We start from the raw sequence: 25,998 nt of genomic DNA on the forward strand, positions 1-25,998 counted from the left end.
AGACAAACTTACTGAACCAACGCCGTCACGAGCGCCAGCGAGGGACGAATCACGCAGGCACGATCGAGACCAGCTTGGGCGCGCGGATGATCACCTTGGCGATGTCCCGGCCGGCCAGGCTGCGTACGACGCCGTCCGCCGACAGGGCCAGCTCCTTCAACTCGCCGTCGGAGATGTCGGGCGACACCTCCAACCTGGCGCGGACCTTGCCCTGCACCTGGACAACGCAGGTGACCGCTTCGGTGATCAGCAGCGACGGATCCACGATCGGCCACGACGCATCGGCCACCGAAGGAGCGTGCCCCAGGGCCTCCCACATCTCTTCCGCGATGTAGGGCGCCACCAGACTCAGCACGATGGTGACCACCTCGGCCGCCTCACGCACGGCGGGATCCGCGGGACCGGCACCAGTGTCGACGACCTTGCGGGCAGCGTTCACCAGCTCCATCACCCGGGCCACCATCACATTGAAGCGTTGCCCGGCCAGGCAGTCGTCGATCTCGGTCAGCAGCTTGTGCGTGGTCGACCGCAGCGCAGCGTCGCCGCCGGCAAAGTCGACACCGGGCAACGAGGTCACCTCACTGGCCAGCCGGTACGCGCGCTGCAGGAACTTCGCCGACCCTCCCGGTGACACGTCGGCCCAATCGATGTCGTCCTCCGGCGGGCCGGCGAACACCACAGTCAGCCGGACCGCGTCGACGCCGTACAGGTCGATCTGCTCGCCCAGGTCGACCCCGTTGCCCAGCGACTTGCTCATCGACTTGCCCTGGTTGATCACCTGGCCCTGGTTCAACAGCCGGCGCATCGGCTCGTCGAAGTCGACCATGCCCATGTCGTGCAGCACCTTGGTGAAGAACCGCATGTACAGCAGATGCAGGATCGCGTGCTCGACGCCGCCGACGTACTGCGCCACCGGCATCCAGCGGCGTACGTCCTCGGGATCGAACGGGCCCTCGACATCGCCCGGCGAGCAATAGCGGAAGAAGTACCAGGAGGAGTCGACGAAGGTGTCCATCGTGTCGGTGTCCCGGGTCGCCGGGCCGCCGCAGGACGGGCAGTCGACGTTCACCCACTCGGTTGCCGACGCCAACGGGGAGATCCCCTTCGGCGCCAGTGCCGCTCCGGTCAGCGGCGGCAACTCGACCGGCAGCTGATCGTCCGGTACGGCCACCTCACCGCACGAGACACAGTGGACGATCGGGATCGGCGCGCCCCAATAGCGCTGCCGGCTCAGCAGCCAGTCGCGCAGGCGGTAGGTGACCGCACCCTTGCCGACCCCGGCCTCCTCCAGCTGGCCGATGATGGTCGACACCCCGGTCGCCTTGTCGGTCAACCCGTCCAATGGGCCCGAGTTGATATACGTACCGTCGCCGGGCGTCGCGATCCCGGAGTCCGCCGGATCCGGCTCGCCGGTCGAGACAACCTCGACCACCGGCAGATCGTACGTCCGGGCGAAGTCCAGGTCGCGCTGATCATGCGCCGGAACGGCCATCACCGCGCCGGTGCCGTAGTCGGCCAGCACGTAGTCGGCGGCGTACACCGGGATCCGCTCGTTGTTCACCGGATTGGTCGCATAGACGCCCAGGAACACCCCGGTCTTCGGCCGGTCAGTCGACTGACGCTCGATCTCGGTCTCCAGCTTCACCCGCTCCAGGTAGGCCTCGAACTCCGCCCGCTGACCGTCCGCGACGATGGCCGACGCCAGTTCGCCCTCCGGAGCGACCACGAAGAAGGTGGCGCCATACAGGGTGTCGGGACGCGTGGTGAACACCGTTACCGGCTCGTCGACACCGTCGATCTCGAAGTCGACGTAGGCCCCCTCGGACCGGCCGATCCAGTTGCGCTGCATGGCCAGCACCCGCTCCGGCCAGCCGCCCTCCAGGTCGGCCATGTCGTCCAGCAGCCGTTGCGCGTACTCGGTGGTCTTGAAATACCACTGGGTCAACTGCCGCTTGGTGACCGTCGCACCGCACCGCTCGCAGGCTCCGTTGACCACCTGCTCGTTGGCCAGCACCGTCTGATCGACCGGACACCAGTTCACATAGCTGCCCTTGCGGTACGCCAGCCCCCGCTCCCGGAACCGCAGGAACAGCCACTGGGTCCAGCGGTAGTACTCGGGATCGGAGGTGTGCAGCCGACGGCTCCAGTCGAAGCTCAGCCCGTAGCGCTTGAAGGAGGTCGCCTGGGTCTCGATGTTGCGATCGGTCCACTCGGCCGGGTGGGTGTCGTTCTTGATCGCGGCGTTCTCCGCCGGCAGCCCGAAGGAGTCCCAGCCGATCGGGTGCAGCACGTCGTAGCCGCGCAGCTTCAGGTGCCGGGCCACGATGTCGCCCATCACGAAGGCCTCGGCATGGCCCATGTGCAGATCGCCCGACGGGTACGGGAACATGTCCAGCACATAGCGCCGCTCACGGCTGCCGTCGTCGGCCGGCACGAACGTCTGCTCGGCGGCCCAATACTCCTGCCAACGCTGCTGCGCGGCGACCGGGTCGTAACGCCGTGCTTCCGTGACTGGCTCTACCACGCTCTGCTCCGTCATCTCTCTCCTCGTACGTCGTGCTCCCCCGCCCTGGGGTCATCGGGCATGAAAAAACCCCTCCGGCCGACTTTCGGCGTGAGGGGCTGCCGCGCAGAACTGCGACTGCGCGGCTAGGTAAGGAGCACTCGGCGATGCATGCCCTCACCTTAGCGCAGGGTGTGCTTCCCGCGCCGCTACGTTTCAGCCGGCTCCTTGGCTTCGGCCACCTTCTTCGGACGAGCGGGCAACATCAGACACACGGCGATGGCGACGACGGTGAAGCCGACGGCCCACCAGAAGGCGATGTCGAAGCCGTACGCCAGGTCGGCCAACCCGGTCGCGCCGGACGTCGCCCGCTCCAGAATCACGGCCAGGATCGCCGTACCGAAGGCACCGCCGAGCTGTTGCGCAAGCCGGGTGATGATGCTCGCATGCGGCACCTCGTCGCGCTCGAGCCCGAGATAGGCGACGGACATGACCGGGATCATCACCGCGCCCTGGCCGAGGCCGCGGACGAGCAGCACGCTCATCAGCCACCACTGATTGGTGCCGGCACCGGCGAGGGCGAACGGGATGGTCGCCAGCCCCATCACCAGGAAGCCACCGATGGCGACCACCCGAGCACCAATGGAGTCGGTGAGCCGACCGGCCAGCGTCCGGCTGAGCAGCGCACCAACGCCTTGCGGAATCAGCAACAAGGCCGCGGTCAGGGCATCGGTCCCCCGGACGACCTGGAAGAACAACGGCAGCAGCAGCATCGCGCCATACAGCGAGGCACCGGAGAGGAACAGCACCGCCGACGAGGACGCCACCGGGCGACGCTTCAGCAGACCCAGATCCACCAGAGCAGCAGCCGGGCGGCGCAGCTGGGTGAGAGCGAACAAGGTCAGCAGCACCAGTCCCAGGGCCACGGGCAGCCAGACCTGCATCGAGCCCAGCCCACCGACCCGACTGACGTTGGACAACCCGTACAAGATCCCGACGAGCGCCGGCGAGATCAACGCGAGCCCGGTCCAATCCAGCACCGACTTGCCGCGTGGCTCGTCGGCAGGCAGCACCTTCCAGGCGAGCAGGAAGCCGATCAGGCACAGCGGCACGTTCACCCAGAACAGCCACCGCCAATCCAGCCAGGTCAAGATGAGGCCGCCGATGGTCGGCCCGAGAATCGGCCCCAGCGCGGCAGGCAGGCTGACCACGGCCATCAGCCGGCCGAGTCCGACGCCACCTGGCACCTGCTGGATCGCCAGCGTCGCCATCAGCGGCATCATCAGACCGCCGCCGAGCCCCTGCACCACTCGGAAGGCGATCAGGCTGGGGGCATCCCAGGCGAGGCTGCAGGCGATCGAGGCCAGGCCGAAGACGGTCAGCGCGACCAACCACAGCCGTTTGCCGCCGAATCGCGCCTGTGCCCAGCCGACCACCGGAATGGCTACCGCGAGCGCGAGCAGATAGCCCGTCACGACCCACTGAATCGTGCTGACCGACACCTGCAGCTCGATCGCGAGAGTCTTGAGCGCGATGCTCATGATCGTGCTGTCGAAGATCACCGCCAGACCGCCGACCAACAGCACGAGCGCTGTCACCACCGCCTGCCGAGGAACGGCAGGCGCCGACGTCGTAGACATCATTCACTTCCTTAAGAGACGCATCTGTATCTAATTGAGAGGGTACGTCGCCGTGTTAAGATACGCAAGTGGATCTTACGGAGGATGCTCGTCATGACGGCGTACGTCGTCGCCGAGGAGCCGCCCTGGAGGAAGCGATCCTCGAAGCGGCCTGGCAGCAGCTGATCGACGGCGGCTACGGCAGCTTCACCATCGACGCCATCGCCGAACGCGCCGGCACCAGCAGATCCGTTCTCTATCGCCGCTGGACCGACCGTAACGACCTGCTCGAGGCCGCCCTCGGCTACGGTCTGCGACGCGATCGGGTCACGGCGCCGGACACCGGTAGCCTGCGCGGCGATGTGCTCGAGGTGCTACGTCGCTCGAACGCCACGCGTGCCCCCCTCGCCCCGCTGATGAGTGTGTTCGTCGGCAGCTATTTCGCCGAGTCCGGCCGCAGCTTCGCCGACCTGCGACAGAAGGCGTTCGGCGAGCAGCCCCGCGGCGCGATGGACGAGATCTTGGATCGCGCCGTGGCCCGCGGCGAGATCGACCCGGACCGGCTGACCCCGCGGGTCCGAACCGTCGCCTTCGACCTGATCCGGCACGAGTTGCTGATGACCCTGGAGCCGGTCCAGGACGCCACCATCATCGCGATCGTGGATGAGATCTTCCTGCCGCTCGTAAGCCCGTAAAGGGACTTCTGGCCCGCGCGTCTTGGGCCTGCTGTCCTTGACCCGAGCGCACGCCTACCATCAGCATTTGACGTCAGTGGCCGTTCCCAACCACGAGGACGTTAACAGCGCATGAACCCTATCCGCCGACGACCCCATATCGACTACGAGTTGGATGCGGGCGGTCGCCGCTCGTTGTGGCAGACCCTTCCCACGCTCACCCCCGGTCTCGGCGTGCTGCGACACTACGAACGCCGCTGGCTCCGGCTGGACGGTTTCGCCGGCATCGCCGTCGTCGCCTACATGGTGCCGCAGGTGATGGCGTACACGGCCATCGTCAACGTCCCACCTGTGGTCGGCCTGTGGACTGCCCTCGCCGCCTGCGTGGTCTACGCGATCATCGGCGGATCGCGGGTGCTGTCGGTGGGGCCGGAGTCGACGGTGGCGCTGATGGCCGGCGCCGCCATCGCGCCGCTGGCCGGCGGCGACCCGGAGCGCGCCATCGTGCTCAGCTCCGCGCTGTGTCTGGTGGTCGCCGGCTGGTGCCTGCTCGCCCGGCTCTTCCGGCTCGGCATCATCGCCGATCTGCTGTCCCAGCCGCTGCTGGTCGGCTATCTGGCCGGCGGTGCCGTGCTGATGGTCGTCGGCCAGCTCGGCCGCGTGACCGGCACCGACGTCGAGGGCGAGACCATCGTCGCCCAGCTGCGGTCCTTCTTCTCTGTGGTGGGCGACACCCACTTGCCTACCCTCGCCGTGGCGGCCGGCACGCTGACCCTGTTGCTGGCAATCGTGATCCTGCGGCCGCGTTGGCCTGGGCCGCTCATCGCGGTCGCCGCGGCCACCATCGCCGCGGTGGTGCTCGATCTGCCGGCGTACGGCGTTGCGGAGACCGGACCGGTGCCGGTCGGCCTGCCGCTGCCGCACCTGCCGATCATCAGCTGGGCGGACCTGCAGACCCTGCTACTGGCTGGTCTCGGCGTCGCGGTGGTCGCCTACAGCGACAACACCCTGATCGGCCGGGCCTTCAAGCCCAAGACCGAGCCCGGCGAGAAGTCGGTGCCCGACGTCGATCCCCAGCAGGAGCTGGTCGCGATGAGCGGTGTCCACGTCGCTGCCGGGCTGTTCGGCGGCTTCCCGATGTCATCGTCGGGCTCGCGGACCGCACTGGCCATCGCCTCGGGCGCCAGAACTCAGGTCTATTCCCTGGTTGCCGCCGTCTGCATCATCGCCGTGCTGTTCTTTGCCGGCCCGCTGCTGGAGCCTCTGCCGTCGGCCGCCCTGGGCGCGGTGGTCATCTACGCGGCCAGCAAGCTGGTCTCCATCCCCGACATCAAGCGACTGGCCAGGTTCCGTACCTCCGAGCTGGTGCTGGCCATCGTCGCCTGCCTCGGCACCGTGCTGATCGGCATCCTGGCCGGCGTGGGGATCGCCATCGCATTGTCGATCCTGGAGATGGTGCAGCGACTGGCTCGCCCGCACGAAGGTGTGCTCGGTCGGGTCGAAGGCATAGCCGGCATGCACGACGTCGACGACTACGACCAGGCCACCACGCTGCCCGGGTTGGTGGTCTACCGCTACGACGCGCCGCTGTTCTTCATCAACGTGGGCGATCTGCGCCGCCGGGCCCTGCTGGCCGTGGAGAAGGAGAACGAGGGCGACCCTGACCATCCGGTCCGCTGGTTCATCCTCAACGCCGAGGCGAACGTGGAGATCGACATCTCTGCCACCGACGGGTTGAAGGCACTCCACGACGACCTGTCGGAGCGTGGTATCCGGTTCGGTCTGGCCCGAGTCAAGCAGGATCTCCGGACTCCGCTGGAGCGGGCCGGGCTGGTCGAGCTGATCGGCGAGGACATGATGTTCCCGACGCTGCCCGTCATGGAGAAGGCGTACCTGACCTGGGCGGCCGAGCAAGCCGTACGGGAGCAGACGGCCCTGGAACACCAGGCCGTCCCGGGAGCCGACGAGCCCGCTGGCACGCCACCAGCCAGGCCCGTCGACACCAACGAGTCGGACCGGTAGACCCCGCGCTACTTCCCGTCGTTGCCGGCTTTGGCTCCAGCGCCGGCACGGGCTCGACCCGAACGCGCGGGCTTCGGCGCTGCCGCAGGCGCGGCTCCCGCACCATCGGCATCCGATGCCCCGCCGGCGTCGCCGTTGGTCGCGGCCGGAGCGGACACCGAAGTCGACTCAGCCGGCGCCTGCGCACCGGGCAGCGCCGAGGGACGGTACACGCGGTAGCCGACCTCAGCCTCGTAGCCGTGCACCTCCGGAGTGTCGAGGCGCGCCATGAACTCGAGCACGTCCTCGGTGATCACCTGGCCGGGCACCAGCACCGGGAATCCGGGCGGGTACGGGGTGACGAAGGTGGCCGAGACCAGCTTCTCGCCCGCCGCGACCCGCTTCTCGACATCGGCCTGCAGCACGTACTCGCACGAGCCGTCGACATAGGTCCCGAAGAAGGCCTTGCGCATATCGCCCTCGGGGGTCTGGGGGTCGGAGTAGCTACGGAACGCCTCGTGGAAGCCGCCGAAGTTGGGCAGCGGCGCCGACGCGGTGGTGAGTCGAGTCACCGCGCGGCGGTAGGCATCGAACTCCCAGGGGCTCATCTCGTCGAACTTGCGCTCCAGATCCCGGGCGATCGCGACCAGCGCCTCGATCAGGTACGCGACCGAGCTGCGCGAGGTGCCGATATTGGTCATGAAGAGCACCGTGTTGCGCGAGGTCTTGTTGATCTGGATGCCGAACCGGTCCATCAACTGCTGGCTCTTGAAGGTGGCGCCGTCGATGCCGGTGGCCGCGATGAAGAGCGTGATCCGGGACGGGTCCAACACGAACTCGTCGTGATCCCAGGCGTTGATCATGTTCCGCAGACCACTCCGCAGCGGCTGCGCGATGCCGGACGGACGGTAGACCTCCGGGATCAGATCCGCCGTGGAGAGGCACCGCATGTATTTGCTGAGCAGCGGATGGTGGTCGATCGCATCGCGCAACCGCATCGCGAACTCGAGCTGCTTCTGCACCAGCTCGTAACCCTCCAGCGCCGCCTGCCGACGGCCGATGTCCAGCGAGGCCAGGATCTGGTAGTTCGGCGACGTGGAGGTGTGCGCCATGTACGCCTCATGGAAGGCCTCGGAGACCTTGCCGCTGAAGTCCTGGTCGAACACATGGATCATCGACCCCTGCCGCAGCGAGGTGAGCGTCTTGTGGGTCGACTGCGTGGCATACACCCGCACGCGAGCACGATCGGGATCGGGCAGCAGTCGGGTGTTCAACAGGGTCTCGTCGTCGGCGTCGTCGCCGAGCGCCGCGGACTGCTGCTCGAAGCGCGCCCGCAACTCGGGACTGCGCAGATCATCGACGAGCCGCTCCGCCGAGTACATGGCCGTCCGGGTGCGATACACGGGGTGGAAGCGGCCGAACGCGAACCACGCCTCGTCCCAGAGGAAGATCAGGTCGGGCTTGATGGCGAGGCACTCCTCCATCACCCGCTGCACGTCGTAGAGGATCCCGTCGAAGGTGCAGTTGGTGAGCATCAACATCTTGACCCGGTCGAGCTTGCCCGCCCGCCTCAGGTCCAGCAGCTTGCCCTTGATCTCCGACAGCGGCACCGCTCCATACATTGCGTATTCGTTGAGCGGGTACGCGTCGAGGTAGCTGACCTGCGCACCGGCGAGCATCAGTCCGTAGTGATGCGACTGGTGACAGTTGCGGTCGACGAGCACGATGTCGTTGGGCGCCACATTGGCCTGGCCGACGATCTTGTTCGCGGTCGAGGTGCCATTGGTGACGAAGTACGACCGCGCCGAGCCGAACGCCTCCGACGCCAGCTGTTGGGCATCACGCAGCGGTCCGGTCGGCTCCAGCAGCGAGTCGAGCCCGCCGCCCGTGGCCGAGGTCTCGGCGAGAAAGATGTTGAGGCCGTAGAAGTCGACCATGTCTTTGATCCAGTGCGAGGTGACCACCGACTTGCCCTGGCCGATCGGCAGTGCGTGGAACGAGCCGGTGGGTCGATGCGCATAGGAGCGCAGCGCGTCGAAGAACGGCGTGCGATAGCGGTGCGCCACCCCATCGAGGATGCTGAGATGCAACTCCAGCAGCCCCTCCCGAGCATGGAAGACCCGACGGAAGTTCGGGCTGAGACTGCCGGCAACCTCTTCGACAGCGACCTCGGTCATCAGGTAGAGGTCGATCTCGGGGCGGATCCTGGCCAGTTCGTTGGCCAGGATCTCCGCTCGCTCGTGCGGCGAGTGCCGGTCCAGGCGCTCGCGTACGGATGGATCCAGGAACTGCGCGAGCCGGCTCAGATCGTTGGCCGAGGCATGGCCGAACCGGCGCCGGATGACACAGGCCTGGATCGTCGGGTTGATCCACATTGCGACGACAGCCTCTTCGCCGCTGCCGACCACGACGATGTCGTAGATGAACTCGTCATCCGGCCGGCGCCAACGGCGCAGGTCTTCGCGGAGCGCGCGCTCCTGCTCCACGGTCATCCGCTCGACGACCAGTACCTCGAAGTAGCGCTGACGCCCGCTCCCGGCCTCGTTCTGCTCGGCGCCCACGGGATCCGACACTGCGTCGGTGGAGGTGCGGACCTCCGTGGCGCCATAGGAATAGTCCGCGCTGAGCATCCGCTTGACCTGGGCCACCGCCCGCGCGAACTCGACCGGGCCACCGGTCCGGAAGAGCTCCTGGATCCGCAGGAACCCATCCTTGCCCGGGTAGGCCCAGTAGCGCTCGATGGTCGCCAGCAGGTCGAGGTCCTTCTCGATCGCGGCGGTCATGGCCGCGGCACGGGCCGGATCGACCGATCTCACGCGTCGATCGGCTTCCTCCTCGACCTGTGACCACGCATCGAGGCGTGCCTGCCACCAGGCGTTGTATGCCTGTGCCGAGAAATCCGACATCTTGACCTCCGTGTCGTGCCGTGCTAACGCCGCTGGCAGCACACCGGGGCCATGTTTGCACACTATGTTTCTGCGGGCCGTTCGACCCTGGACAAACACCGCCTCGTAGGCTTAGTAGACGGTGTAGCCGCCGTCCATCACCAGCACCGAGCCGGTCATGAACGCCGACGCCTCCGAGGCCAGGAACACCACGGCCGGCGCCAACTCCTGCGGCAGCGCAAACCGCTGCTGCGGAGCGTCGTCGAGCCAACGGGCCTTGAACTCAGGTCGGTCGACCGGCGCCATCTCGGTCTTGATGTAGCCGGGTGCCAGCGCGTTGACCCGGATGTCGTACGGCGCCCACTCGGCGGCCAACGACTTGGTGAGTTGATGCACCGCCGCCTTCGATGCGTTGTATGCCGGCTGCCACTGCGGTCGGTTGACGATGATCGCCGAGATCGATCCGATGTTGACGATGGCGCCGCCACCGTGGTCCTTGAAGTGCCGCGCCGCCGCGCGGGACACCTGCCACAGCGCCTTGACGTTGAGATCGAAGACGTCGTCCCACTCGCTGTCCGGCACCTCCAACGCCGGCCGGTGATAGCAGATCCCGGCGTTGTTGACCACGATGTCGAGACCGCCGAGCGCATCGACCGCGTGCTGCACGACATCGTTCGCGGAGGTGGTGACGTCACCGACGAGAGCGACGGTCTCGAGTCCGGCGTCGCCGAGCGTCTGCTGAGCCGCCTGATTTGCCTCCGCACTACGGGACGCGAAGGCGACCGAGGCGCCTGCTTCGGCCAGCCCCTGGGTCAAGGCGAACCCGATGCCGCGGTTGCCGCCGGTCACCAGAGCCTTCTTGCCGGCCAGCGAGAACGTGTCGAGGACACCAGTCATGGTCGAGAACCTATCGGGCCCCGGCCGTCTACGCTGCCCGGCATGCGGCGGTGGAGTAGCGACGATCTGCGGCGGGCGACGCTTCGGCGCCAGTTCCCCGAGTCCACCAGCGTGCTCGACTTGATGGCCGATCTGGCGCCGATTCAATCCCAGGTGCCGCGGGCGCCGTTCCTGACCATGGCCTCGCGCCGCCCGGGCACCACGGACGCGGAGCTGGTCACCCTGTTCGAGGCGCACCAGCTGATCAAGGCCAGCACCCTGCGCGGCACGGTGTTCACCAGCGATCTCCAGCAGTTCGCCTGGTCGCAGCGGATCGCGCGAGAAGGTCGACAACAACTGCTGGCTGCGCTGACGAAGGTGCCGGTCGAGCACGTCGGTGAGCTGCTGACCGCGGTCGAGGAGCAGGCCGCGGACTGGCGAGCTTGGGAGGATCTGCTCGACCATGCCCGCGGGCTGATGACCGCGGGCCCGCCCGAACTGGCCTCCCGGGTCGATCAGGTCAGGTTCTTGCTGTGGGGTCAGGCCGGGCTGATCCGCCGACCGCCCGATGCGGCGTGGCACAAACGCACTGACGTGCTCCGCCGCGCGGCTCGGGTGGCGCTGCCGGAGCTGCCGACCGTCGGGTTCGACGAGTCGGTGGTCGCGATGGTGGGGCAGCACCTCAGGGCGTACGGGCCGGTGACCAAGGACGACAGCTGCTTCTATCTGGGTATCCGCAAGACCCCGCTCAACCAAGCCTTGGCCGCCTTGGGCGACCGAGTGCTGGTCGGCGAGGGACCGGACGGCCGGCTGATGTGCGACTGGGCCGATGATCTCTCTGAGTCGACTGGTGATCCGGAGGCTGCCAGTGGGGTGCGGCTGCTCGCGGACTTCGACGGCTGCCTGCTGGGCTATGCCGGCCCGGGGCGGCTGCGCTTCTGCACCCCCGAACAGTTGGCGTTGGTCTGGAATGCAAAGAACGCGGTCTGCGCCCCGACCGTGCTGCATGACGGTCGAATCGTAGCCCGCTGGAAGACTGTCGGAACCGGACGCCGCGTCCGGATCGAGGTGACGATGCTGCCACCGCATCGGCCACTGCGCGAGGCAGCGTTCGACGACGCGGTTGCCGCCCTCGCAGCCGTGCTGGATCTTGAGATTCACGCGGTCCGGGTCACCTGATGTGAGACGTCCGTCTGGTCGCGTTGGTCGGCATCGGTGACGGCAGGCACACTCATCCCGTGGAGCATGACGGCAACGGCTGGGTTCGTTGCGATCTGGGTCACCGGCACTGGGGACGCTACGGCGCGGCCGGGCTGTTGCTCGTCGACCGGCGAACGCCCGCCGGCGAGCCACTCGTGTTGCTGCAACACCGCGCGGCGTGGACGGCCAACGGGGACACCTGGGGCATTCCCGGCGGCGCCCGCGATTCCCATGAGACTCCTGCCGAGGGCGCCCTTCGCGAGGCCCACGAAGAGACCGGGATCGGCTCGGCAGCCGTCCGGATCCGGATCGGCGGCGAGCTGCTCGACGACCACGGGAGCTGGTCCTATACGACCGTGCTCGCCGAGCTGGCGGCACCGGTGACCCTGGTGCCGCAGGAGGAGTCCGCAGAACTGCGCTGGGTGCCCGTGCCGGAGGTGGCTTCGCTGGACCTGCATCCAGGTTTCGCCAAGACCTGGCCGATCCTCCGCCAGCGGCTGGCTGCGCCGACCTAGCAATCGCGGTCAGCTCGGATCGCCCACTGATCTAGGCAGTGGTTTCCCAGAGGTGGGTGGCCCAGTCGGTGTGGCCGAGGGTGAGGGTGCCTTGGTTGGTGGTGATCATGATCCAGCCTTGGGGTGATTGCCACAGGTAGGTGCCTGGTTCGGGTTGTTTCGACCGCCAGTTCCCGATCGTTTTGGCCCGGTGTTCACATCGGGCGAGGGGTCCGAGGGTGTGCATGCCGGTTTGTCCGGGTGGCCCGTTGTGGAGGTAGGCGGGGGTGTGATCGAGATCGGTACGTCCGGTGGTGGGTGAGTGCGGGAACACCGATCGGGGATGCCGAATCTGCATGGCACGACGCAGCCGGAGCGGCGTCTCATATCCGTCGGCGGACGCGGTCTCGGCCGGATCCACGACGGGATACACCGTGAGGTGGGCTTCGTGCTGGACCAGGAACCGTTGCAGTTGTTCGATCAGGATCGGTCCCCAGTCGGTCCGCACCACCCCGTGACCATCCCGCAGGGTCTGCTCACTGAGGTGGACGTGCAACACCACCGTGGGCGCGCACGCGGCCAACTGGGCCGGGGTCAAGGGTCGCCAACCGGGTGGCCGGAACCCCTCCGGTAGCGGTGGTCGCACTGGGCCGGTCCGTGCCGGGCCGGTCGGGTCGGTGTCGCTGGTGTCGGGATCATCGGGATCGCTGCGTCGCGGGTTGTCGTGACCGGTGGTGTTCTGGTCGCCTGCCGTTGTGGCGCCCGTCCAGTCGCGACTGGTCTGCTTGGTGCTAGGGCGATCCCCGCCGTTCGGACTGGTGCCGACGCTGCCGGGACCACTTTGGCCGGCATTGTTCGGTCCGGTGTCGCCTGGACCACCGCCACTTCGACTGGGGTCTGCTTGGCCGGAATCGGCGCCACTGCTCGGCTGGTCGACCGCGGGGGTGTCGTCGCTGGCACTGTCACGGCCGGCACTGTCACGGCTGGCACTGTCACGGCTGGCACTGTCGCGGCCGGCATCACCGTCACTGGTGCCGTCGTGCTGGTGCTGAAACCAGGCCAGGTCGTCGGGATCGGGCGGCGGATCCGCCGGCCAATAGTCAGGCTCGCCGTCGGGGCCGGGTCCGGGCTGGCCGGGGCGGGGTTGGGTCCACCACTCATCCTCATCAAAGGCGGGCTGATGATAGTTGCCGTGTTGGGCGGTCTCCCAGCCTGCAGCCGGAAGGTCATCCGCCCACGGATCAGTGTCGTCGGCGGCGTGCGCAGCAGTCTGTTCCCACGGATCCCGGTGCGGGTCCGGATCGGTCGCGTGCCGAGCCAACAGGTCCAGGACCCGGGCGGGATGCGCGATCCAACCCATCGCCTTCGACATCCGCACCGGCAACGGGTCCTCATCACCCTCGTCGGCTAAGCATTCCGCGACACGTTGATGCAGGGCGAGGAGCATCGCCACATCCCCGGCCTCACCCCGAGCAATCAGGGTGCGGAGCCCGTCTTCGGATTGGGTGGCGCGAACCTCACGTTTCGCGGCGATGATCTTCTCCCGCTCCCGATAGGAGGTTTCATCCACCTCGAGCATGGTGGCATCCAAGTTCTTCAGGAACGTCTGCCACGGCAACTGGGTGACCCAGCCGGCGGTCTGCTCATCCACCATCCCCACGATCGCGATCGACAGGTGGGCGGTCAGATTCGCGACCTTCCGGGCCTGCCACGCATGGATCTCACCCGCCTGGACGCGTTCCCACAACCTGGGGAGTCGGTGCCGGACCGTCAAGGCATCAGACATCCAAGACCGGGCGGAGCCGGTCGAGGTGCCGAACGGGCCGATCAATCCCTCAGGGGCGAACTCCGCCACCGGCGGTGTCCCGACCGGCCCGATCTTGACGAGCCGTTCGACCAACACCCCACCCTCGAGATGATCCACCTCCGAATGCGCATCGGCCCACGCGGCGGCGACCACAAGCTTGCGACACCCCCACCGTTTCGACTGCTGCTCGGCCCGGGCGGCGAGGTCGGCCAGGACGCGCCGGTCCCCGAGCGCCGCCTCCAACCGATCCTCGAACATGTCACCCATTCTAGTCGAACAAGTGTACGATGACTAGTGTTTGAGCCCACGTTTTTCCTGTCCACACACGGAAAACACTTGTCATCCGCCTGGGCAAGTCGGCGGGTTCCCGTGGGATGCTGGATCCGCTCGCGGTCGTCTGTGGCCCGTGGGTGCGAAACGTACCGGCGGCCCGCCTGGCACGCGATCGTTTGTGGCCCGCGGGCGCGAAACGTACCCACAGCCCGCATGTGTCGCGATCGTCTGTGGCCCCGGGGTCGCGAAACGTGCCCGCTGCACGCCTGCCCCGCGATCATGTGTGGCCCGCCGGCGCGAAACGTACCGGCGGCCCGACTGGCTCGCGTCCATATGTGGCCCGGGGGCGCGAAACGTGCCCGCCGCCCGCCTGCCCCGCGATCAGCTATGGCCCGGCGGCGCAGGACGTACGCGCGGCCCGACTGGCTCGCGTCCATGTGTGGCCCGGGGGCGCGAAACGTTCCCGCCGCCCGCCTGCCCCGCGATCAGCTATGGCCCGGCGGCGCAGGACGTACGCGCGGCCCGCGGCGGGTCACCGCCCGCAGCATCACCAGTCGATCGACGGCGCTCCCGGCGGCCACGGGCGAGCTCGGTTTCCAGCGCGTCGAGGGGCTGCCGCCACTGGTCTCCGAACCGGTTGAACTGATCGAACCAGGCTGCCGCGTCGGCGAGTCGTTCGGCATCGATCCGATACAGGCGCGACGTGCCCACAGCTCGCATCTGCAGCAGCCCGGACTCGCGTAGCACTTTCAGGTGCTGGGAACATCCGGGCTGCGACAGCCCGAGTTCGTCGCGCAGGGCGTCGGCGATCACGCCGGCCGCCACCTCTGTGTCGGCGATGATCTCGAGGATGCGCCGGCGTACGGGCTCGCCCAGTGCGTCGAGCGCCTGCACGTCAGTGCGACTCCCCCGACTCGCCGCGATAGAAGGCACCCGTGTTGCGCCCCGCCGCCCGAGCCGCATCCTCGTCGGCACCGCCGGCGATGTCGGCCTCGGCCCAACCCTCGGCACTGCCGGTGACGAAGACCTTGCCGGCCTCAGAAATCGACCAGGCCTCGAACTCGGCTGGATCGAGCTGGGCCGCACCGGCCAGATGCAACCCGAGCCCGATCAGGCTGAGGTCCCATCCCACGCCGGTCGCGCCCGGACCGTATTGCCGCCAGAAATCATGGTCGCTGTGCTGGGTGTGCCGCAGTTCCACCTGCGTCCCGTCGGCGACCTCGCAGAGTTCGACAGCCAGCCAGCTGATCGCACCCATCGCCTCCCAGGTGACCTGAAACTCCCGCGGCGGATCGCAGCTGCGGACCTCTCCACCGGCATTGCCTTCCAGCTGGTAGCGGCCCCCGACGGCCAGTTCACCGCTGATCGGCAGGAACCAGCGCGGCAGCCGTTCGGGGTTGGTCAGCGCGTCCCAGACATCGTCGACGGCCGCGCCACGGTAGGTCCGGCGGGCAGTGACGACGCGGGCCGGCTGGCCGCTGACCTCGGTGGGGACGACGCGACGCTCGATCGCACCGACCAGCGCGATCGGATCCTCGGTGGGTGTGGTCATGAGTGAAACCTCTCGGGAGTGCAGGAGTTGGTTTCAGGTCACTATATTCGTTATGACTTATATAAGCAAGACCTGAATAAGACGCCGCTGAAATCGGACCGGAACCGCAGGAAACAGAGCTGTCACATGCCAGCCGAAGGTGTCACCCGCTCGTAACCTGCAGCGACCTCGGCGCAACACAGGGCTAGCAGAGTTGGCACAACCGCGCGTGTTCACGGATCCGGGCGCGCACACTCCAGTTGTCCAGCCACAACCCCTCATGTCCAGCTCCAACTCCTCTCACCGAAAGTCACAAGCATGAGTCCACTCGAACTGAATTCGGGCGATACCGCCTGGATGCTGACCTCGGCGGCTCTGGTGCTCTTGATGACACCAGGCCTTGCGCTCTTCTACGGCGGCATGGTCCGCGCCAAGAGCGTCCTCAACATGATGATGATGAGCTTCGGCGCCATGGCCATCATCGCCATCCTCTGGGTCCTGTACGGCTACTCGTTCGCCTTCGGCAACGACGTCGGCGCGGGCCTGCTCGGCAACCCCGGCGAGTTCCTCGGCCTCAAGGGCCTGATGGCGGAGACCGACGCCAGCTACCCGACAATGGCCTTCGTCGCCTTCCAGGCCATGTTCGCCATCATCACGGTGGCCCTGATCTCGGGTGCCATCGCCGACCGCGCCAAGTTCTCCACCTGGATGATCTTCGCCGCCCTCTGGGCGACGATCGTCTACTTCCCGATCGCGCACTGGGTCTTCGACTTCACGTTGACCGATGACAACGACGTGGTCACCCACACCGGAGGCTGGATCGCCAACAACCTGGCGGCGATCGACTTCGCCGGTGGCACCGCGGTGCACATCAACGCCGGCGCCGCCGGCCTGGCGCTGGCCCTGGTGTTGGGCAAGCGGATCGGATTCAAGAAGGACCCGATGCGGCCGCACAACCTGCCGCTGGTGATGCTCGGCGCCGGTCTGCTGTGGTTCGGCTGGTTCGGCTTCAACGCCGGTTCCGCGGTCTCGGCCGGCAACACCGCCTCGGTGGCGTTCGTCAACACCCTGGTCGCCACCGCCGCAGCGTCCTTGGCCTGGCTGATCACCGAGAAGATCCGTGACGGCCACGCCACCTCGCTGGGTGCCGCCTCAGGCATCGTGGCCGGTCTGGTCGCGATCACCCCCTCGTGCTCATCGGTCAGCCCGATCGGCGCGATCATCCTCGGTCTGGTCGCCGGTGTGCTCTGTGCCCTGGCCATCGGCCTGAAGTACAAGCTCGGTTACGACGACTCGCTCGACGTGGTCGGCGTGCATCTCGTCGGCGGTCTCTGGGGCACGATCGCCATCGGCTTCTTCGCCACGGCAGCGGCTCCCGCCGGGGTCGACGGCCTGTTCTACGGCGGCGGCTTCGACCAGCTGTGGCGCCAGGCAGTGGGCGCGTTCGCGGTGCTGATCGTCTCGTTCGTGGTCACGTACCTGATCGGACTGATCCTGGAGAAGACCATCGGCTTCCGCGTCGACTCTGACGACGAGCAGCGCGGTGTGGATCAGACCGAGCACGCTGAGACCGGCTACGACCTGACGCCGATCGGCGCCCTCGGCCGCGGTCTGTCCTTCGGTGGCGCGCACACTGGTGGTGCCACCGCACCCAAGAATCAGGAGGTGAAGGCATGAAGCTCGTGACCGCGATCATCAAGCCCCACATGCTCGACGAAGTGAAGACCGCCCTGGAGTCGTTCGGGGTCGAGGGAATGACCGTCAGCGAAGCCCAAGGCTTCGGTCGCCAGCGGGGCCACACCGAGGTCTACCGGGGCGCTGAGTACACCGTGGACCTGGTGCCGAAGGTAAGACTTGAGGTGCTCGTCGAGGACGAGGATGCCAAGGACATCATCGATGTCCTGGTGAAGAGCGCCCGGACCGGCCGTATCGGTGACGGCAAGGTCTGGTCCGTACCTGTGGACGAGATCGTCCGCGTGCGTACGGGAGAGCGCGGGCTGGACGCGCTCTGAAGCGCGATCTGACCTCGGAGCGCCTCAACGCCGCGATCCGGTCCTCGTGGTCCGCCACGTCAGGGCCGGATCGTCGGCGTTGTCTGACCGAGTGCGTCGAGGACGCTCTCGCAGAGCTGTACACCGATGCCGGCGGTCCGCAGACCGGCGTCGCCCTGGCCGCGGTCGGCAGCCTCGCCCGCCGTGAGCTCGGTCCCCGCTCCGACCTCGATCTGGTGCTGCTGCACGACGGCACCGACCGAGTACGGGTCAGCGCCCTGGCCGAGCGGCTCTGGTATCCGCTGTGGGACAGCTCGGTGCGCCTGGACCACTCCGTCCGTACGCCGGCCGAGTGTGCCGAAGTCGCGTCCCGGGAGCTGAGTGCCGGCGTCGGCCTGCTCGATCTGCGGCTGGTAGCCGGCGACGGCGAGCTCACCCGTGCCGCCAGATCGACCTTGTTGACCAGCTGGCGGGGCAACGCCCGCAAGAGACTGCCCGAGTTGCTGACTGCGGTCGAGGAACGACACGAGACCTTCGGCGATGCCGCGTACCTGTTGGAACCTGACCTCAAGGAGGCCCGTGGGGGTTTCCGGGACATGACCATGCTGCGGGCCCTGGCCGCGACCTGGTTGACCGATCGTCCGCATGCCGGCGTCAGGGAGCCGTACGAGCGGTTGCTCGATGTCCGGGACGCACTGCACCTGAGCTCGGGCCGAGCCCTGGATCGGCTGCTGGTCAACGAGGTCGGGGACGTGGCTGACCGACTCGAGTACGCCGACCCCGACGAGCTGCACCGCACCGTCAGCATGGCCGCCCGGCGCATCGGGCACGCCCTCGACCTGACCTGCCGAGCCGCCCGCCAGGTGCTGCCGGTGCGTCGCGCGATCAGCTTCGTCCGCCGGGAGCGGCGACCTGAATATGTCCAAGCGCCGCACGGCCTGATCATCCACAGCGGCGAGATCGGGTTGGATCGGAACACCCGCCCGGACACCCCTTTGCTCGACCTGCGCGCCGCTGCCCTGGCGGCGCAGCGCGGACTGGTGCTCTCCCCGATCACCGCGGACAATCTCGGCGAACACGCACCGGCCATCGCGACCCCTTGGTCGGCATCAGCCCGGGAGTCCTTTGTGGAGTTGTTGTCCTGCGGCACAGTGTTGCTGCCGGTCTGGGAGTCGCTGGAGCTGGCCGGTTGTGTCGTTCGCTGGATCCCCGCTTGGCAAGGCATCAGCGCCCAGCCCCAGCACAACCCGATCCACCGGCATACAGTCGACCGGCATTCGGTGCAGTGCGTGGCTGAGGCGCAGCCGCATCTCACCAGGGTGGATCGTCCCGACCTCCTGCTGGTGGCCTGTCTGCTCCATGACATCGGAAAGCTGCCCGGAGCCGGCGCCCGGCACCCAGTCGTCGGGGCGCCGATCGCACGGGAGATCTCGGCAGCGCTGGGCTTCGACGAGGCAGATGTCGCGCTGGTCGAGCGGCTGGTCCGTGAGCACCTCACCCTCGCCGAGTTGGCCACCAAACGCGACCACCGCGACCCGGCCACCGTCGACGCGCTGATCGCGGCGGTGGACGGGCGGCTGGAGACCCTGCACCTGCTGCGCTGTCTGACCGAGGCCGATGCCCGGGCCGCCGGGCCTGCGGCTTGGTCCCCCTGGCGGGCACAACTGGTCAACGCGTTGGCCGACAGCGTGGAGTCACAGCTGGTCGGAGATCAGCCACAGACTCCGACCGACCTGGTGGATCTGGGTCTGGCACGCTCGGTCAGCCTGGACGGGCGACCACGGGTGCAACTGGAGTCCAAGCCGGGTGGCCTTCAGGTGGTGGTCGCCGCCACCGACCGGATCGGCCTGTTCGCCGAGACCGCCGGCCTGTTGGCCGCGCACTCGGTATCGGTCCGCTCCGCTGCCCTGCACACGATCACGACCGGGCTGCTCCAACCTGTCGCGATCGCCACCTGGCGGGTCGACAGCCAGCATCCCGGCGACCTGCCCCACCCGACCCTGCTCAGCCAGGAGCTGAGCCGGCTCCAGGACGGTGACTCCACCATGCTCGAGCGGGTACGGATCCGTGAGTCGCGGGCGTCCCGACGACCACGGGCGGCGCGGCCCTTCATCGGCGTCATCCCGGACGCCAGCGCCAGCGCCGCGGTGATCGAGGTCCGGACCGGTGACCGAAGTGGGCTGCTGTTCGCCCTCGCCAATTCACTCAGCGAGCTCCGACTCTCCATCCGGTCGGCGCATGTCAGCACGCTGGCGGGCCAGGCCATCGACACCTTCTACCTGACCGAGGCAGACGGCTCGCTGCCATCGACCGATCGGGTTCAAGCAGCCCTGACAGCTCTCACCAACGGCGCGTAGCACCGAGCGAGCGCAGCCTCACAGCGAGCGACGACTGGCACCGATCAAGGCGTCGACCTCGGCCGTGTTCGGCGGCTGGGCGCCACGCCGAGAACAGACGATGGAGGCTGCGGCCGCACCGCGGACCAAGGCCGAATGCAGATCCAACTCACGATTGACGTACCCGTCCAAGAATCCGGCCATGAAGGTATCGCCGGCGCCGACGGTGTCGACCAGTTTGGTCGGGAAACCGGCCGCGTGCGTCCGATTTCCCCCCGCGTCGATAGCGGCCACGCCGTCCGGGCCGAGGGTGACCACGCCGAGGCTGGCACCGTACTGCGCCACCCACTCGCCCAGCAGATCCAATGGGTCGGCTCCGGGCGACGTGGCCTGGGCGAGGAAGGCGATGTCCTCGTCGCTGGCCTTGAGAATGCCCTTGCGCTGGCCGACGATCCGCAGCCAGGGCCGCACCCTCGCCCAGTACTCCTCCGGATCGGTGATGACGGTCGGTCGGACGTTGATGTCGTAGGAGATCCCCGACGGCACGCCGTGCGCCCAGGCGAGCAGCACATCGCTACCGGGACTGACGACACAGGCGAGCGAGGCGATGTGCAGCCAGTCGTCCGACGTCAGGTTCGGCAGGTCAGCCTCCTGCCAACCGAAGTTCGCGGTGTCGGTGAAGTGGAAGGTGTAGCTCGCCTTGCCCTCCGCGTCCAGGCTGACCACCGCCAGTGACGTCGCCTGCGAAGACTCGGTGGCCAGGTCGAGCGACACCCCGGAGGTCTCGATGTGGCCGCGGAGCTGCTTACCGAAGGAGTCGCGAGACAAGCGACCGAGGAAGTGCACGTCGGCGCCAAGGTCACCGAGGGCGACCGCGCTGTTCATCGGCCCGCCGGCGGACGTGGCGGCCCACGTCGAGCTGACATAGCCTTCGTTCTGGCCGCCAGCCTGGATCAGGTCGATGAGGGTCTCTCCGCACACGACGAATCGCTTTGTCATGCGGGCCAAACTAGCGGAGATGACCTCCCGTCCGGCACCGGGCTCCCCTCACCATCCCGACGCGATGCGCAACTGGTCGGCGATCTGGTCGAGGTACCGCGGTGGGATGGCGTTGTTGCTGATCTGCTTGCACAGCTCCAGCAGGCCGTAGTCCGGCGCCACCTGCTCGAGACGGTCGATGCAACAGTTGAGCAACGCTCCGTTCCCGTCCAGCCAACCTGCCCAGCCGAGCATGGCCAGCGGCGCCGGCTCGTACGGCCAGACGCTGATGGCGACCACCCGACGCCACAACGCCACGTACGCCTCGGCGTCCTGGCGCGTCATCATCGCCCAGACCTCGTCGCGGACGCCGATGTCGCGAACCAGCACTGCGATCTCCACTGCCTCAGCGTCGGTCGGCCCGTCGGCGGACAGCACCCGGTCGACCAGTTGTCGCACCCGTCGCCGTCGGCGGCGCCGACTCAGCTGGTCGACCTTGCCGGCACATTCCTCCGCGGCCGCGGTGAGCCGGTCCCGCTCAGCCGCCGGCGGTCCTGCGGTGAGTGCCATGATGTCGTCGCGGGTGCCGGTCGCGGATATCCCGGCCATCACCGCCTCGACCGCCAGCGGATGGGCCTCGATGTCATAGGCCTGGCCTTCGGCTGGGCAGCAGTCCCCGTCACAGCACACCGACCACCACCGGTCGCCCGACACTGCCAAGACATCGACCAGATCGAACGGGATCACGTCGGCCAGGCCGCGCATCACATCCCGGACGCTCTCGTCGGCGCTGTAGCCGACGAGCACTATTGCGCGGGTGTCCACCTGATCGGCGACCAACTCGAACTGGTCGATCAGCGCCTCCAGATCAGCGGTCGCGGCCAGATCCACCCGGGCCGTCACCACCACCCGGCGTTGGCGGACGAACGCGGCCACCAAGGACTCAGCGGGGTGGAACCCCAGCAGATAGGGAATCAAGCCCAGGATGTCACCTGGCTCACGAATCCGGAGGACGGTCGGCGCCGCACTCGCGGTGCGGGAAGAAGAAGTACGTCGTGTCATACCCAGACATAAAGGATGCCGGCCGGATTCGACCGGGCAGTCAGGCAATCTGTGGACAGCGCTTCCTGGCCCGACTGACCTGTGGACAACCCAGGTAGCGTGACGGGGGTGAGCGAGTCGACCGGGCCTGGCATGGGCCGTCCGAGCGGACCGGACTTCGCCGGTCCCCCAGTGCCCGGCGCCGGATCCCCGTCCGCCGGGTCCGGCTGGTCGCCTCGGCAGCCATCGGCCGAGCCGCCCCCATCAGCGCCTCGGCCCCCGAGACCACCACGCAGTCGACTGCCTGCTGTGCTCACGGCGATGGCGATCGCCGTGGTCGGACTCGTCGTCGTGCTGGCCAGCGTCTGGGCCGTGCACCAGGATGCCCGGCAAGCCGCAGCGCCGCAGCCGGTGCCGAGCCCGCCGGCGACCGCCAGCCCGTCGCCGGCCAGGCAGATCGAGTTCACCAGCGACACCGGCAGTGGGGTCTTACGGATCGTGCGCCACAGCTGGGACCCGGCAGGCTCGACGGCCGACGGCAAGTCGCTGCTCACCCTGGAGATCGCGGTGAGCTGCACCAGCGGCACCCTGCGGTACGGCCCCGACTCCTTCGAGGCATTCGATCAGCATGGCGGGCTGTTCGAGTCCACGTACGACCCGGACTCCTCGACCGCGCTGGAGCTGATCCGGCTTTCGGCCGGAGAGGAGGTCAGCGGCACCGTCACGTTCGAGATCCCACGCGGTGAGGTGACGTTGCTGTTGAGCGATGATCTGTCCCGACCGGTCACGGCGCTCAAAGTGCCCGACTGACCGCCCGCATCGCTCTATCCTGTCCGGGTGCCTGACCTCGAAGAGCTGGTCGTCCGCGGTTGGGAGGTCCTTCGCCTGACCTCGGACAGCCTGGTGGTGGAGTTGGTGCCGGCGCTCGGCGGCACTGTCACCTCGCTACGCCGCCGCGCCGACGATCTCGAGCTGCTCTGGCAGACTCCGTGGGGACTGCGTCGCCGGCAGGCGATCGAGCTGCCCGGCTCGACGGAGGTGACCAGGTACACCAACTCTCCCGGCGGCTGGCATCCGGTCTTCCCGAACGGCGGTGACGGCACCTCGGTCCACGGAGCCGAGTGGGGTTTCGACGGTGAGGCGCGGGTGACCTGGCTGGACTGGCGATTGACCGGTGACTCGCTGGTCCTGCAAGGCCGGCTCACCCGCTCGCCGTTCGAGCTGACCCGGGAGGTCACGCTGCGCGACGATCAGGTCACCGTTGCCGACACCGTGGTCAACGTGGGTGCGGAGCACATCGATGTGATGTGGGGTCAGCAGATCGCCTTCGGCGCCGGCCTGCTCGGACCGGACACCGTCGTGCACTCCGGCTGCACCACCGTCCGTCCGGACGGCCGGCTCGCCACCTCGGCCTCGTACGACGACCTGCTGCCCTGGCCGCGCGCGTACGGGCGGCACGGCTTGGTGAACCTGCGCGGCATCGGCGACGGCCCGGAGACCAGGATGGCCTATCTGTGCGACTTCGCCGATGCCTCGATCCGCGTCCAGCGGCCCAGCGCCGGCCTCTCCGTCGAACTGCAGTGGGACGAGTTCAGCTGGCCGCACGTCTGGTACGAACTGGAGACCGGCGCCCGAAAAGGGTTTCCCTGGTATGGCACCGGTCGATATCTCGCCTTCACTCCATGCTCGAGCTGGCCGGCACACGGTCTGCACGATGCTCGGCGCGTCTCATCGACCCTGATGCGCATCCACGAGGGAGGCGAACGGACCTCCTATCTGAGGGTACGAGTGCAGTCCACAGGCTGACCGGTTCGCACCGACTCGTACGCGGCCAGCACCACCGCCAGGCTGCGCGTCCCAGCGACTCCATCCGGCACCGCGACCGCCTCACCGGCGACAACCCGCAGGAATGCGTCGAGCAGCAGCGCGTCCAGCTCCGGCCCGTAGCCGATCCAGGCGGCGTTGCCGGTCGAGTTCAGGTGACCGCCGATCCGGCCGGCGAACGGGTCCAGGTCCACGATGCCGCCCGTGCCGGTCACCCGCAGCGTCAGCCCACCCCAGGTCGCGAAGCCGTCGGGCCGGGACCAGCTCGCATCGATCACCACCGGCACGTCGCGGCCGCCGAGCTCCAGCCGCAGAGCCGCCAACCCGACGGTCTCGACCGCGACCTCGGGATGCAGCAGCCGGTTCGCCACCGCATAGACGCTGCGGACCCGACTGTCCGGCCACAGACAGTCCACCAGGTCGAGCACATGCACCAGGTGATCGGTCAGGGCACCACCGCCCGCGGCTGCGGGATCGACGAACCAGGCTCGCTCGCCGTGCGGGATGCGACCGTTGTTGGTGCCGGCGATGCTGACGATCTCCCCCAGCGGTCCGGCGGCCAGCTGTCGGAGCTCGGCGACCGCCGGGGAGAAGCGCACCGGGTGGGCGATCATGAGCTGTACGCCGGCCGCCGCGCACGCGGTGGTCATCGCCTGGGCATCGGCCAGCGTGGTGGCGATCGGCTTCTCGCACAGCACGTGTGCTCCGGCGGCAGCGGCCAGTTCGACCAGCGGGCGATGCGCGGCGTTCTCCGCGCAGATGATCACCGCATCAGGGCGAGCGGCGAGCAGGGCGGCATAGTCGGCCTCGTAAGCCACCCCGAGCGCGTCGGCCAGCTCCGCGCCGCCGGACTCGCCGGGGCGCCGTGCATGGTCGGGGTCGGTGGCCAGCACTTCGACTCCAGGTATCACCGCCAGCAGCCGGGCGTACGACGCGGCGTGCAGATGCGCGAAGGACATCACCCCGACCCTCATCGCGCCACCTCCGTACCGGCCACCGGTTCCGCCTGTCCACTGACCAGCGAGCATTGCGCGGCCTCGGCGATCCGGATCGCGGCCAGCCCGTCGCGGGCGCCGACCCGTGGCAGGGGTCCGCCACGCAAAGCGGCCAAGAATTCCCCCAGCTCGGTTTGGAAGGGACTCTCGTACGCCATCGCGGGCAACAGTCCACGGCCTGTACCGGCAACCGGCTGATCGCCGAAGTCGGTCTGCAGCAGAGGGTGCTCAGCCGAATCATGCGTCAGCACCCCACCGGTGCCTGCGATGTCGAAGGTGGTCCGAAACCTCGTGCCCGGTCGAGCCCAGGTGCCACACACGTTGCTCAGCGCGCCGCTTCGATGCGCGAGCAGCACCTGGACACTGCGCACACCGCCGGCCATCGACTCCTGTGCGTACGCGGTAGCGACCTCGCCGGCAGTCCAGCGAGCGAAGTCCAGATCGTGCAGGCACTGATCCAGCACGATCCCGCCGGACTGCGCGTCATCGTGGAACCAGGCTGCCGTTGGTGCCGACCCGGTCCTGGTGAACCGCTGCACCGCAACCTCCCCGATCGCGCCGGCGGAGACTGCCGCCCGGGCGGCGGCGTACTCGCTGAAGTAGCGCACCACATGACCGGGATACAGCGGCAGATCAGCGGCTTCGAACGCCTCGATCACCCGCTCCGCCTCGGCTGCGGTCCGCGCCAAGGGCTTCTCGCAGACGACCGGCAGCCCGGCGTGCAACGCGGCCAGCGCGAGGTCGCCGTGCGTCGGTGTCGGGGTCGCGATGTCGACGACATCGGCGCAGCCGAGCAGTTCCGACAAGGTTGCGACCTCGGTGCCACCGAGCTCGGCGATCAGCCCGGCTGCGCCCGCGTGGGAGAAGACCGAGACCTCGACCCCGAGCGAGCGCCACGCCGACAGGTGCTCACGAGCGATCCCACCAGCGCCGATCAGGCCGATCCACAGACTCATAGGGAGGAATCTGC

The 25,998-nt window shown here is 68.1% G+C and carries 20 protein-coding genes; 9 read left to right on the top strand and 11 right to left on the bottom strand.

What is annotated here, in order from left to right:
* Nucleotides 1-49 precede the first annotated feature (49 nt).
* Both leuS and MLP_RS16745 read right to left on the bottom strand, forming a co-directional pair.
* Nucleotides 50-2,524, bottom strand: coding sequence for a leucine--tRNA ligase (gene leuS / locus MLP_RS16740; protein WP_041792773.1), 2,475 nt, complete (start codon nucleotides 2,522-2,524; stop codon nucleotides 50-52).
* Between the two features lie 188 nt (nucleotides 2,525-2,712).
* A complete protein-coding gene (locus MLP_RS16745; RefSeq protein WP_041792775.1) occupies nucleotides 2,713-4,143 on the bottom strand; it encodes an MDR family MFS transporter in 1,431 nt (476 codons plus the stop codon).
* A 68-nt stretch (nucleotides 4,144-4,211) separates the two neighbouring features.
* Between MLP_RS16745 and MLP_RS16750 the strand changes: the two genes are divergently transcribed.
* Together MLP_RS16750 and MLP_RS16755 are read left to right on the top strand one after the other, a co-directional pair.
* Entirely contained in the window at nucleotides 4,212-4,817 is a 606-nt protein-coding gene (locus MLP_RS16750; protein WP_013864340.1) for a TetR/AcrR family transcriptional regulator, read from the top strand.
* A 111-nt stretch (nucleotides 4,818-4,928) separates the two neighbouring features.
* The gene (locus MLP_RS16755; RefSeq protein ID WP_013864341.1) at nucleotides 4,929-6,818 is read left to right on the top strand and encodes a SulP family inorganic anion transporter; all 1,890 of its coding nucleotides are present in this window, start codon (nucleotides 4,929-4,931) and stop codon (nucleotides 6,816-6,818) included.
* 8 nt (nucleotides 6,819-6,826) lie between these two features.
* On the opposite strand, the gene MLP_RS16760 is transcribed toward MLP_RS16755, so the two are convergent.
* Both MLP_RS16760 and MLP_RS16765 read right to left on the bottom strand, forming a co-directional pair.
* Entirely contained in the window at nucleotides 6,827-9,703 is a 2,877-nt protein-coding gene (locus MLP_RS16760; protein ID WP_013864342.1) for an aminotransferase class I/II-fold pyridoxal phosphate-dependent enzyme, read from the bottom strand.
* Between the two features lie 111 nt (nucleotides 9,704-9,814).
* Nucleotides 9,815-10,579, bottom strand: coding sequence for an SDR family NAD(P)-dependent oxidoreductase (locus tag MLP_RS16765; RefSeq protein ID WP_013864343.1), 765 nt, complete (start codon nucleotides 10,577-10,579; stop codon nucleotides 9,815-9,817).
* A 42-nt stretch (nucleotides 10,580-10,621) separates the two neighbouring features.
* On the opposite strand from MLP_RS16765, the gene MLP_RS16770 reads away from it, so the two are divergent.
* Together MLP_RS16770 and MLP_RS16775 are read left to right on the top strand one after the other, a co-directional pair.
* Complete coding sequence (locus tag MLP_RS16770) at nucleotides 10,622-11,737, top strand: DNA glycosylase AlkZ-like family protein (protein WP_013864344.1); 1,116 nt, start codon at nucleotides 10,622-10,624, stop codon at nucleotides 11,735-11,737.
* Between the two features lie 59 nt (nucleotides 11,738-11,796).
* Nucleotides 11,797-12,273 carry an NUDIX hydrolase gene (locus tag MLP_RS16775; protein WP_041792779.1) on the top strand — a complete coding sequence of 159 codons (477 nt, stop codon included), beginning with the start codon at nucleotides 11,797-11,799 and terminating at the stop codon, nucleotides 12,271-12,273.
* Between the two features lie 31 nt (nucleotides 12,274-12,304).
* On the opposite strand, the gene MLP_RS16780 is transcribed toward MLP_RS16775, so the two are convergent.
* The 3 genes from MLP_RS16780 to MLP_RS16790 all read right to left on the bottom strand — a co-directional run bounded on the left by MLP_RS16780 (nucleotide 12,305) and on the right by MLP_RS16790 (nucleotide 15,884).
* On the bottom strand, nucleotides 12,305-14,317 hold the full coding sequence (locus MLP_RS16780) for a hypothetical protein (RefSeq protein ID WP_231851333.1): 2,013 nt from the start codon (nucleotides 14,315-14,317) through the stop codon (nucleotides 12,305-12,307).
* Between the two features lie 504 nt (nucleotides 14,318-14,821).
* A complete protein-coding gene (locus MLP_RS16785) occupies nucleotides 14,822-15,226 on the bottom strand; it encodes an ArsR/SmtB family transcription factor (protein ID WP_013864347.1) in 405 nt (134 codons plus the stop codon).
* Nucleotide 15,227: 1 nt separating this feature from the next.
* Nucleotides 15,228-15,884 (bottom strand): SRPBCC family protein, encoded by a 657-nt coding sequence (locus MLP_RS16790; RefSeq protein ID WP_013864348.1) that lies wholly within the window; start codon nucleotides 15,882-15,884, stop codon nucleotides 15,228-15,230.
* Nucleotides 15,885-16,181: 297 nt separating this feature from the next.
* On the opposite strand from MLP_RS16790, the gene MLP_RS16795 reads away from it, so the two are divergent.
* From MLP_RS16795 to MLP_RS16805, 3 genes are all read left to right on the top strand, one after another.
* Nucleotides 16,182-17,540: an ammonium transporter gene (locus MLP_RS16795; protein WP_013864349.1), complete on the top strand. Its 1,359-nt coding sequence runs from the start codon at nucleotides 16,182-16,184 to the stop codon at nucleotides 17,538-17,540.
* The gene (locus tag MLP_RS16800; RefSeq protein ID WP_013864350.1) at nucleotides 17,537-17,875 is read left to right on the top strand and encodes a P-II family nitrogen regulator; all 339 of its coding nucleotides are present in this window, start codon (nucleotides 17,537-17,539) and stop codon (nucleotides 17,873-17,875) included. The genes MLP_RS16795 and MLP_RS16800 overlap by 4 nt, the downstream gene beginning before the upstream one ends.
* Nucleotides 17,876-17,958: 83 nt before the next feature.
* A complete protein-coding gene (locus tag MLP_RS16805; RefSeq protein ID WP_231851484.1) occupies nucleotides 17,959-20,211 on the top strand; it encodes a [protein-PII] uridylyltransferase in 2,253 nt (750 codons plus the stop codon).
* A gap of 18 nt (nucleotides 20,212-20,229) precedes the next feature.
* Here the strand turns inward: MLP_RS16805 and MLP_RS16810 are convergent, their stop codons facing one another.
* Nucleotides 20,230-21,189, bottom strand: coding sequence for a PfkB family carbohydrate kinase (locus tag MLP_RS16810; protein WP_013864352.1), 960 nt, complete (start codon nucleotides 21,187-21,189; stop codon nucleotides 20,230-20,232).
* Between the two features lie 48 nt (nucleotides 21,190-21,237).
* Nucleotides 21,238-22,230: a DUF4192 domain-containing protein gene (locus tag MLP_RS16815; RefSeq protein ID WP_013864353.1), complete on the bottom strand. Its 993-nt coding sequence runs from the start codon at nucleotides 22,228-22,230 to the stop codon at nucleotides 21,238-21,240.
* Between the two features lie 108 nt (nucleotides 22,231-22,338).
* Here MLP_RS16815 and MLP_RS16820 point away from each other — a divergent pair, with 108 nt between their 5' ends.
* Nucleotides 22,339-23,019: a DUF4352 domain-containing protein gene (locus MLP_RS16820; protein WP_156821192.1), complete on the top strand. Its 681-nt coding sequence runs from the start codon at nucleotides 22,339-22,341 to the stop codon at nucleotides 23,017-23,019.
* A 27-nt stretch (nucleotides 23,020-23,046) separates the two neighbouring features.
* Nucleotides 23,047-24,015 carry an aldose epimerase family protein gene (locus tag MLP_RS16825; protein ID WP_013864355.1) on the top strand — a complete coding sequence of 323 codons (969 nt, stop codon included), beginning with the start codon at nucleotides 23,047-23,049 and terminating at the stop codon, nucleotides 24,013-24,015.
* Here MLP_RS16825 and MLP_RS16830 read toward each other — a convergent pair.
* Entirely contained in the window at nucleotides 23,982-25,007 is a 1,026-nt protein-coding gene (locus tag MLP_RS16830; protein WP_013864356.1) for a Gfo/Idh/MocA family protein, read from the bottom strand. The two genes, MLP_RS16825 and MLP_RS16830, sit on opposite strands and share 34 nt — an antisense overlap.
* Nucleotides 25,004-25,984 carry a Gfo/Idh/MocA family protein gene (locus MLP_RS16835; protein WP_013864357.1) on the bottom strand — a complete coding sequence of 327 codons (981 nt, stop codon included), beginning with the start codon at nucleotides 25,982-25,984 and terminating at the stop codon, nucleotides 25,004-25,006. Before MLP_RS16835 ends, MLP_RS16830 begins: the two co-directional genes overlap by 4 nt.
* Between the last annotated feature and the right edge of the window lie 14 nt (nucleotides 25,985-25,998).

The organism is Microlunatus phosphovorus NM-1 (assembly GCF_000270245.1).
In the GTDB taxonomy this organism is placed as follows: Bacteria; Actinomycetota; Actinomycetes; order Propionibacteriales; family Propionibacteriaceae; genus Microlunatus; species Microlunatus phosphovorus.